This is a genomic window from Streptomyces bambusae, assembly GCF_019400985.1.
Lineage (GTDB): Bacteria > Actinomycetota > Actinomycetes > Streptomycetales > Streptomycetaceae > Streptomyces > Streptomyces bambusae_A.
Genome location: NZ_WTFF01000304.1, coordinates 1 through 8,876 on the forward strand (window position 1 = coordinate 1; position 8,876 = coordinate 8,876).

At 73.4% G+C, this 8,876-nt stretch carries 9 protein-coding genes and 1 pseudogene; 6 read left to right on the forward strand and 4 right to left on the reverse strand.

Annotated features, from left to right (window positions below; translation table 11 throughout):
- The 3 genes and pseudogenes from GPJ59_RS29340 to GPJ59_RS29350 all read right to left on the reverse strand — a co-directional run.
- A pseudogene (locus tag GPJ59_RS29340) lies at window positions 1–378 on the reverse strand (hypothetical protein); the annotation flags it as partial.
- Window positions 379–598: 220 nt separating this feature from the next.
- Window positions 599–1,852 carry a DUF3152 domain-containing protein gene (locus GPJ59_RS39080; RefSeq protein WP_445271889.1) on the reverse strand — a complete coding sequence of 418 codons (1,254 nt, stop codon included), beginning with the start codon at window positions 1,850–1,852 and terminating at the stop codon, window positions 599–601.
- A gap of 791 nt (window positions 1,853–2,643) precedes the next feature.
- Complete coding sequence (locus GPJ59_RS29350; RefSeq protein ID WP_219670816.1) at window positions 2,644–3,645, reverse strand: alpha/beta fold hydrolase; 1,002 nt, start codon at window positions 3,643–3,645, stop codon at window positions 2,644–2,646.
- 81 nt (window positions 3,646–3,726) lie between these two features.
- Between GPJ59_RS29350 and GPJ59_RS29355 the strand changes: the two genes are divergently transcribed.
- The 5 genes from GPJ59_RS29355 to GPJ59_RS29375 all read left to right on the forward strand — a co-directional run bounded on the left by GPJ59_RS29355 (window position 3,727) and on the right by GPJ59_RS29375 (window position 6,138).
- Window positions 3,727–4,188: a hypothetical protein gene (locus tag GPJ59_RS29355; RefSeq protein WP_219670818.1), complete on the forward strand. Its 462-nt coding sequence runs from the start codon at window positions 3,727–3,729 to the stop codon at window positions 4,186–4,188.
- A gap of 50 nt (window positions 4,189–4,238) precedes the next feature.
- Window positions 4,239–4,454 carry a hypothetical protein gene (locus tag GPJ59_RS29360; RefSeq protein ID WP_219670819.1) on the forward strand — a complete coding sequence of 72 codons (216 nt, stop codon included), beginning with the start codon at window positions 4,239–4,241 and terminating at the stop codon, window positions 4,452–4,454.
- A 184-nt stretch (window positions 4,455–4,638) separates the two neighbouring features.
- The gene (locus GPJ59_RS29365) at window positions 4,639–5,280 is read left to right on the forward strand and encodes a TetR/AcrR family transcriptional regulator (protein ID WP_219670821.1); all 642 of its coding nucleotides are present in this window, start codon (window positions 4,639–4,641) and stop codon (window positions 5,278–5,280) included.
- A 218-nt stretch (window positions 5,281–5,498) separates the two neighbouring features.
- Window positions 5,499–5,726 (forward strand): DUF3107 domain-containing protein, encoded by a 228-nt coding sequence (locus GPJ59_RS29370; RefSeq protein WP_219670823.1) that lies wholly within the window; start codon window positions 5,499–5,501, stop codon window positions 5,724–5,726.
- A 109-nt stretch (window positions 5,727–5,835) separates the two neighbouring features.
- On the forward strand, window positions 5,836–6,138 hold the full coding sequence (locus tag GPJ59_RS29375; RefSeq protein ID WP_219670826.1) for a hypothetical protein: 303 nt from the start codon (window positions 5,836–5,838) through the stop codon (window positions 6,136–6,138).
- A gap of 218 nt (window positions 6,139–6,356) precedes the next feature.
- On the opposite strand, the gene GPJ59_RS29380 is transcribed toward GPJ59_RS29375, so the two are convergent.
- Window positions 6,357–7,103, reverse strand: coding sequence for a ferritin-like fold-containing protein (locus GPJ59_RS29380; RefSeq protein WP_219670828.1), 747 nt, complete (start codon window positions 7,101–7,103; stop codon window positions 6,357–6,359).
- 302 nt (window positions 7,104–7,405) lie between these two features.
- Between GPJ59_RS29380 and GPJ59_RS29385 the strand changes: the two genes are divergently transcribed.
- On the forward strand, window positions 7,406–8,876 hold a 1,471-nt coding region (locus tag GPJ59_RS29385), incomplete at its 3' end, for a DEAD/DEAH box helicase (protein WP_219670832.1).

An 8,876-nucleotide genomic window follows, 5' to 3' on the forward strand; every position in this document is an offset into this window, starting at 1 on the left:
GCCGTGGAGGCCGGTGGCGAAGGCCTCGCCGTCGGCGGCGCAGATGCCGGCCGTCAGCCGGCCGAAGGCCTCGGTGAAGCGCCGGCGCTCACGGCGGCCGTAGCGGCGCCCGTCGTCGACGCGCGCCCACAGGTCCGCCGTGCGCGGCGCGTGTCCCGTGCGCGGCGCGTGTCCCGCGTACGGGCTCCCGCTGCCGTACGGGCTCCCGCCGCTGTACGGGCTCCCGCCGCGGCCGGTCCCGGCGCCCGGCTCACGGCCGGTCCCGCGCTCCCCCTCGCGGCGCATCACATGGAGCGTGAACTCGTGCTGCGGAAGCCCGCGCACGAGCCGGTCGCACCACAGCCTGGACTCTCCCGTCGTGAGCAGTCCGATCCGCACGAGCGGCACCCCCGTTCTCCCGTCAGGCGGTGGCCGTCGGTCCGGCGACCACCGCGGGGAGAACTCAAGCGGACATTCCGGTGGCGCGACGGACGGTTGTCCGCTGCGCCACCGGAAGGGGTGAAGAGTCGTAACTTTCCCGTACGGGTGGCGTTCGACCGCGCTACCCGGGGAGGAGTGACGGCCGCCGGAGTCCGGCCCGGCCGCCCTCGACGGGCCGTCAGCTGCCCGGATACACCCACGGGTTCGGCTTGCACTGCACGCCGTCGATGTCGAGCGACTTCGTCTGCTGCTGCATGATCGGCGCGGGCGCGCCGGGCGTCTTGCAGTTCACGTGCCCGTGGCCGAGCCGGTGGCCTACTTCGTGGTTGATGAGCATCTGCCGGTAGGCGAGCATCTGCTCCTGGCCGAAGGTGGGCGACCCCTGGGCCCAGCGGAAGGCGTTGATCATCACGCGCTCCGTGTACGCCGAGTCGCACGACACGTTGTCGACGGTCGTGTCCAGATCGGACTTGGCGCACCAGACGCCCGTGGTGCCGGGGCTGGCGAGCGTGATCACGAAGTCGACCTTGCCGGACGGGACCCGCTCGAAGGTCATGTCCCCGTCGTGGGCCCAGCTGCGCGGGTCGTTGAGGGTGCGCTGGACCGCCTCGGCGAAGAGCTCGGGGTCCAGGCCGAGGCCCTGCTCGACGTCCACGCGGTAGCGGACCGTCCGGCCCTTGCCGGGCCCCTTGGCGCCGGCCTGCACGGTGTCGAAGGTGCCCGGCCCCTGGAGCTTGGCGTCGAGGGCGAACACCTCGGCCATCTTCTGCTCGTACGACTTCTCCGGCGCGACCGGCTGCCCCGCACCGCCCGAGGGGGCCTGTGGGTCCTGCGGGGTCTGCGGCTGGGACGGGGTCGGGCGGTCGTCGGAGCGGGACGCCGCGGACTGGCCGGGCTTGGCCCGGTCGTGGACGTCCTCGCCGGGCGCGAGCGCGCCGAGCCGGCCGGCCAGGTCGTCGGTGTTGACCTGGAGGGCGATGACGACGGCGAGCACGGTGGTGACGGCGGCCGCGGCCATGCCGGTGTAGGTGCGGATCCGCACGCGCCGGCTTCCGGGCTGCGGGGGCTCCTCCCCGACGGGGACGGGCGCCGTACGGGGAGCCGGGACCCGGCGGTGCGAACCGGTCGTCTCCGCCGGGGTCTGCGCGGCGGCCGCGGACGCGGCTCTGGTACGACCTGCGGCCTGCGGGTCCTGCGGGGCGTACGCGCCGGGTGCGGCCTCGGAGCGCGGCCCCGGCAGGTTCACCTGCGGGAAACCGACGGCGGGGGTGCCGAAGCCGGGGGTGTCGAAGCCGGTGGTGTCGGTGTCGGCCGCGCTGGCGTCTGCCGCCGGTGCGGCCGATCGGGTGCGCGGCACCCCGCGCCAGTCGCCGTACCGCGCGCCGGCGGCCGATGACGCGTACGGGGCGCCGCCGCCGCGCACGCCGCGCACGTCGTGGCCGCCGGTCTGCTCGAAGACAGGGTGGCCGCCGGTGTCGTAACCCGGGGCGTCGTAACCGGGGGCGTGATGGCCGGGGGCGTCATAGCCGGGGATGTGGTGACTGCCGGTGTCGTAGCCGCGGAGGTGGTCGCCGCCGGACGCGGCAGGGCCGCCGCCCCAGGCGCCGCCGGATGTCTGCGCACCGCCGGACGTCTGCGCGCCACCGGGCGCGGGCCGGCCGGGCCAGGCGTCGTCGTGGTCGCGGTACCCGGTGGGCTGGGGGTTCCAGGAGTCGCCCGGGTCGCGGCGCGGGGCCCGCGCGGGCGGGGCACCCCAGACGTCGTCGTCGTGGCCGCCGTGGCCGGGCTCGGCGAAGCCGGGGTCCGCGCCGCCAGGACCGGAGAAGCCGCGCTCGCCGGAGCCAGGACCGGAGAAACCGGGCGTGGCAAAGCCGGAAGAGGTGAAATCCGAAGGGGCGAAACCCGGTGAGGTGACGTCGGGAGAGGTGAAGTCGGTAGAGGTGAAGTCCGGTGCGGCGAAGCCGGGAGACGTGGAGTCCTGGCCGGCTGCGGCGCCGCCGGTCCTCCAGGCGCCGCCGGGCTCGTGGTGTTCCGGGTGGCCCGCGCGGCTGCCGGGGGCCGGCGGGGGCGCGTAGCCCTGGTGGGCGGCCGGGGGTTCGGACCTGCGGCGCCGGCCGCGCGCAGCGGCCGGGGAGCCTCCCGGACGGAGTCCCGCGGAGGCCGGCCCCGCGCTCTCCGCGCGGGGCGGGGCAGGGTCCTTGCGACTATGTCGTCCCACCTGTTTCAGCTGCCTTTGCCGTTGCGGTCCGGGGCGTCCTCGTCCCGGTCGGCCCCGGTGTCCCGGAGCAGGTCGCGGAAGGCCGAGCCCACGACCTCGGGGTACTCCATCATCGCCACGTGCCCGGCCTCGGGCAGGCACAGCAGCCGCGAGCCGCGGAAGGACGCGGCCGCCTTGCGGGCCATACGGTACGAGACGAGCTGGTCCCGGCCGCCGTAGACGAGGAGCGTCGGCGCGAGCACCCGGCCCGCCTGACGCCACAGTCCGTGCTGGCCGCCGAGCGTGTACGCGTCGACGATGCCCCGGGACGACCTGCTCATCGCCTCCCAGAACCAGGGCAGCGCCATGCGCCGCTCCATCTCCTCGACGGCGTTGCGGAAACCTTCCGGTGTCACCCGGGAGGGGTCTCCGTAGCACAGGCCCAGTACTCCGCGCGTGCGTTGTTCGGCCGTCAGGTCCCGGGTCAACCGCCCCAGGAGGGGGGCCGCCCCGGGCAGCGCGAGCAGGGCCGTCGGCACGGCCGTCCTCTGCACCCGCAGCTCGGGCAGGGCCGGCGAGACCAGCGTGAGGGTGCGCACGAGGTCGGGGCGGACCGCGGCGACGCGGGTGGTGACGGCGCCGCCGAGGGAGTTGCCGAACAGGTGCACCGGGCCGCGGCCGGCCGCGTCGAGGTGGCGGATGACGGCGCGGGCCAGGCCGGTGACGGAGTAGTCGCGGTCGGCCGGCGGCGGCGAGTCGCCGAAGCCGGGCAGGTCGACGGCCTCGCCGTCGACGGTGTCCTCCAGCAGCGCCATCAGCGCGGACCAGTTCAGCGAGGAACCGCCGAGTCCGTGGACGTACAGGGCGGGCGGCAGACCGGTGCGGGCCGGCGGGCGTGAGCGGACGGTGAGCGTCAGCCCGGGCAGCGCGACCTGGCGCAGCTGCTCGCCCTCGGCCACCCGGACCGCGGTCAGCTGGGAGGACGCGGTGGTGGCGGACCGTACGCCCGGCAGCTCGGTCGAAGACATGGGGGCAATGTTACGAGACGATCACGCCCGACCTGGTGTGTTCGCGGTCACAGATCTGCATACAGCCGCCGCGTCCGGCTCATGGGCGATGGCGCGGGCGCGGGCGCGGTGGCGGCGGTACTCGGCCGTGCCGGCTGCGGCTTCGGCCTGGCGGGCGCGCGGCTCCCGGTAGCCATGGGACAGCCGGTCGCGACGGAACGCCTGCTCGGGTACCCCGTCGGCACGGGCGTCGCGGGCACCGCCCGGCACGTCCACGGCCTTGGGTGGCAGCCCCTGGGCGGCGCGGCGTTCGGCGGGCGGCACACCCGAAGCGCGGAGATCGACCGACCTTTTCCGGTACGGGAAGTATCGGGCCCGACGGGCCGCTGCGTCCGTTCGCATCGAAGGTCATCGAAGGTCGATGTCATCAGCCTGCGGCCCCGCTCCCTGCTGCACTGGACCGGACTGCCCGTCCTGCGCCCACAGCGCCGGCGTGGAGAGGCGATCGACGACGCCACCCGCGCCGCCGCTGTCCCGCGCAGCCTCAAGATTGGCTGGGCGTAATTGCGGAACAGCTCCTAGGCTCGTAGTGAGCGAGGAAAGAGGGGAGACCCATGACCGCCGACCCTGACGAGCCCGACACCTTCCAGGACCGGGACCCCGCAGCGCTGGACGCGGAGGCCCCCGAGGCGGACGCCGCGGAGCAGCACGCCGAGCTCAACCCCAGCGACGACGAGCCCCTCACAGAACGGGAACACGGCGAGGCCGCGGACGGCGACGCAGCCGAGCAGGCCAGGGTGGTGGCACTCGACGAGGAGGACTACCGCTGAGGGACTGCCGAGGAGTGCCGCTGACGGGAGGCGCCCGCCGGGCCCGCGCCCGGCGCCTGACCAGGGCGGGGAATGGTCCGTACCGCGAGAAATTCCGGACGTGACCCCCCAGATTCGGTTACCGAAAAGTACGATGGCGGCCGGCGCACAGCGCACTGTGTTCTAGAAGAAAGTGGGAGGCGGCGTGACAGCCATCGAGCAGACCGAGGCGGCGCGCCCGCGGGGCACGCGACTGCCGCGCCGAGCCCGACGCAACCAGCTGCTGGGCGCGGCCCAGGAAGTCTTCGTCGCGCAGGGGTACCACGCGGCGGCGATGGACGACATCGCCGAGCGTGCGGGCGTCAGCAAGCCGGTGCTCTACCAGCACTTCCCCGGCAAGCTCGACCTCTATCTGGCCCTGCTGGACCAGCACTGCGAGGCGCTGCTGCAGGCGGTGCGCGGCGCGCTCGCCTCGACCACCGACAACAAGCTCCGGGTCGCGGCGACCATGGACGCGTACTTCGCCTACGTCGAGGACGAGGGCGGCGCCTTCCGCCTGGTCTTCGAGTCCGACCTGACCAACGAGCCGGCCGTGCGCGAGCGCGTGGACCGCGTCTCGATGCAGTGCGCCGAGGCGATCTCGGAGGTCATCGCCGAGGACACCGGGCTGTCGAAGGACGAGTCCATGCTGCTGGCCGTGGGCCTGGGTGGTGTCTCGCAGGTGGTGGCCCGCTACTGGCTGTCCAGCGAGAGCCCGGTCGAGCGGGAGAAGGCGGTCGCGCTGCTGACGTCGCTGGCCTGGCGCGGTATCGCCGGCTTCCCGCTGCACGGCACCGAGTCCAGCTGACGGCGGGTCCGACTGACGGCCGGTCCCGCCGAAGGCGAGTTCCGCTGACGGCGGGCCTCGCCGGCGGCGAGCCGTCCCGACAGCGCGTCCGCAGGCAGCGGGCGCGCTGTTCGCTTGCAGCGTGTCCGTCGCGCGCGTACCCGTCCCCTCTCCGGGCTAATGTGGTCGGCGTACGGCGCGGCGAACGCGCACAACCGGACCGTCGGAGGGACAAAGCCGTGGAGGTCAAGATCGGCGTGCAGCACGCACCCCGGGAGATCGTGCTGGAGAGCGGCCAGAGCGCCGAGGAGCTCGAGGCCATCGTCGCCGACGCCCTGTCCGGGAAGACGTCGCTGCTGAGCCTGACCGACATCCGGGGCCGCAAGGTCCTGGTGCCGGCGGACCGCCTGTCGTACGTCGACCTGGGCGAGCCCACGGCGCGCAAGGTCGGCTTCGGCGCCGCCTGAGGATGTCCGTGACACGGCCCGGTGGTTGTTCCACCGGGCCGTTTCCGTTTCTTCCGCTTCGGGTAGGACGGCAGTGACCCCGATTGCCCTGACGTGTGGGAGGGACCTCATGCTGCTGATGGAAGCGCTCGGCTCTGCTCTGCTGGGTCTCGCCCTGGCGGGCCTCGCCGTCAGAGTGCTGCCGCGGCGGCTGCCCTCGCCCCGGGCGGTGCTGGTCAGCGGGGTGTCGGGGGCGCTCCTCGGGGCGTATCTGACGCACTTCGCCCTCGGGCCCGGGCACAACACGCTGGCCGCCACGCTGATCGGCTCGGTCCTGGTCTCGGCCGTGGTCGTCTCGCTGCTGCTGCGGCCCACCGCACGCGCCGGACGCCCCGCCCGCAGGACTCCGTTTTCACTCCCGTCGGGGGGATGACGGGGAAGGGGACGGGGACAGGGACGGCGACAGAGACGGCGACGGCGACGGCGACGGCGACGGCCACAGGGACGACGGCAAGGACGACGACGGCAAGGACGACGACGGGAACGACGGGAGTGACGGCGACGGCCCCGGCGGGTCGGCGTCGGACACACGTGGCGACGGCCCCGGCGGAGGAGGTTCCGCCGGGGCCGTCGCCATGTCGTGAGGGAGTGTCAGGCAGCCAGGCCCAGCGCCGCCATCCGCTTGGTGTGCGCCTTGGTGATCCGGGTGAACATCTCGCCCACGGCCGCCAGGTCGAAGCCGGCCGCCATGCCGTCCACCCCGCCCACGAGCATCGTGGACAGCGCGTCGCGCTCGGCGACCACACGCTGGGCCTGCGAGAGCGCCTCGCCCATCAGCCGGCGGGCCCACAGCGCGAGCCGGCCGCCGACGCGCGGGTCCGCCTCGATGGCGGCGCGCACCTTCTCCACGGCGAAGTTGCCGTGGCCGGTGTCGTCGAGCACGCCGAGCACCAGCGCGCGGGTGTCGCTGTCGAGGTGGGTGGCCACCTCGCGGTAGAAGTCACTGGCGATCGAGTCGCCGACGTAGGCCTTGACCAGGCCTTCCAGCCAGTCCGAGGGCGCGGTCTGGCGGTGGAAGTCGTCCACGCCCTTGGCGAAGGGCTCCATCGCCGCGGTCGGCTCGGCGTCGATCGCGGCCAGCCGGTCCCGCAGCTGCTCGAAGTGGTGGAACTCGGCGGAGGCCATCTTCGCCAGCTCGGCCTTGTCGGCCAGGGTCGGGGCGAGTTTCGCGTCCTCGGCGAGCCGCTCGAAGGCCGCCAGCTCGCCGTACGCCAGCGCGCCGAGCAGGTCCACGACGGCGGCCCGGTACTGCGGGGAGGCGGAGGCCTGCGCCCAGTCCTGGGCGGCGATTCCGGCGTGTCCCTCGTCGGCGGGCGTTGCGTTCTCTTCGGTCGACATGCTCCGCACAATAGCCCGCCGGACGGGCCGCGGAACCACCTGGTCAGTCGGCCTCCCGACACCGACGTGATGAATTCGCCCGACACAGCTGCGAGATTTCGGGGTACAGTGCTATGGCGCCTGCCGAATACTCGGCGGGCCATCCTGAATGAGGATGCCCGGTCGGTGGCCCGATCGGCTCCAACCGACCGCCCTCGTGCGGTGAGCGCGTTCATGCGTGCCGCCGCCCATGAGGGGCCCCCTCAGCGGCACGAGCGCTTGAGCGAAGGCAGTGGTCCCGCGCAGCTTCGTACACAGCAGTACTGCAAGCCTGGCACGGTACGACCCCCCTCTCGCCGCCTCGCGCCGCGTCTCACAGAAGAGGCAGCACCCTGACTACGTTCCGAGACCTCGGTATTTTTCCCGAGACCGCCGAAGCCCTTGAGGCCGTCGGCATCGTGTCCCCCTTCCCGATCCAGGAGATGACCCTCCCCGTCGCCCTCTCCGGCACGGACGTCATCGGCCAGGCGAAGACCGGTACCGGCAAGACGCTGGGCTTCGGCCTCCCCCTCCTGGAGCGTGTCGTCGTCCCCGCGGACGTCGAGGCCGGCCGGGCGAAGCCCGAGCAGCTGACCGACTCCCCGCAGGCCCTCGTCGTCGTCCCGACGCGCGAGCTGTGCACCCAGGTGACGAACGACCTGCTCACCGCGGGCAAGGTCCGCAACGTCCGCGTCCTCGCCATATACGGCGGCCGGGCGTACGAGCCCCAGGTCGAGGCGCTGAAGAAGGGCGTCGACGTGATCGTCGGCACCCCCGGCCGCCTGCTGGACCTCGCTGGCCAGAAGAAGCTCGACCTGTCGCACGTCAAGGCCCTGGTCCTGGACGAGGCCGACGAGATGCTCGACCTGGGCTTCCTGCCCGACGTCGAGAAGATCATCAACCTGCTGCCGGCGAAGCGGCAGACCATGCTGTTCTCGGCGACCATGCCGGGCGCGGTCATCGGTCTGGCCCGCCGCTACATGTCGCAGCCCACGCATATCCGTGCCACCGCGCCGGACGACGAGGGCGCGACCGTCGCGAACATCACGCAGCACGTCTTCCGCGCCCACTCGATGGACAAGCCGGAGATGGTCGCCCGGATCCTGCAGGCCGAGGGCCGCGGGCTGGCGATGATCTTCTGCCGGACCAAGCGGACGGCGGCGGACATCGCCGAGCAGCTGGAGCGGCGCGGCTTCGCCTCCGGCGCGGTCCACGGCGACCTGGGCCAGGGCGCGCGCGAGCAGGCGCTGCGGGCCTTCCGCAACGGCAAGGTCGACGTGCTCGTGTGCACCGACGTCGCCGCGCGCGGCATCGACGTCGAGGGCGTCACGCACGTGATCAACTACCAGTCGCCGGAGGACGAGAAGACCTACCTCCACCGGGTGGGCCGCACCGGCCGCGCGGGCGCGTCGGGTACGGCCGTCACGCTGGTGGACTGGGACGACATCCCGCGCTGGCAGCTGATCAACAAGGCGCTGGACCTGCCGTTCAACGACCCGGAGGAGACCTACTCCACCTCGCCGCACCTCTTCGAGCTGCTGAACATCCCGGCGGGTACGAAGGGCATCCTGCCGCGGGCCGAGCGCACGCGGGCGGGCCTGGCGGCGGAGGAGCTGGAGGACCTGGGCGAGCCGGGCGGCCGCCGTGGCCGGGGCGGCGCTGCCGCGTCGGCCCGGACCGAGGAGCGCCCCGCGCGCACCCGTACGCCCGTCTCTTATACACATCCCCGAGCCCACGAGACCGGGGGTGATGCCG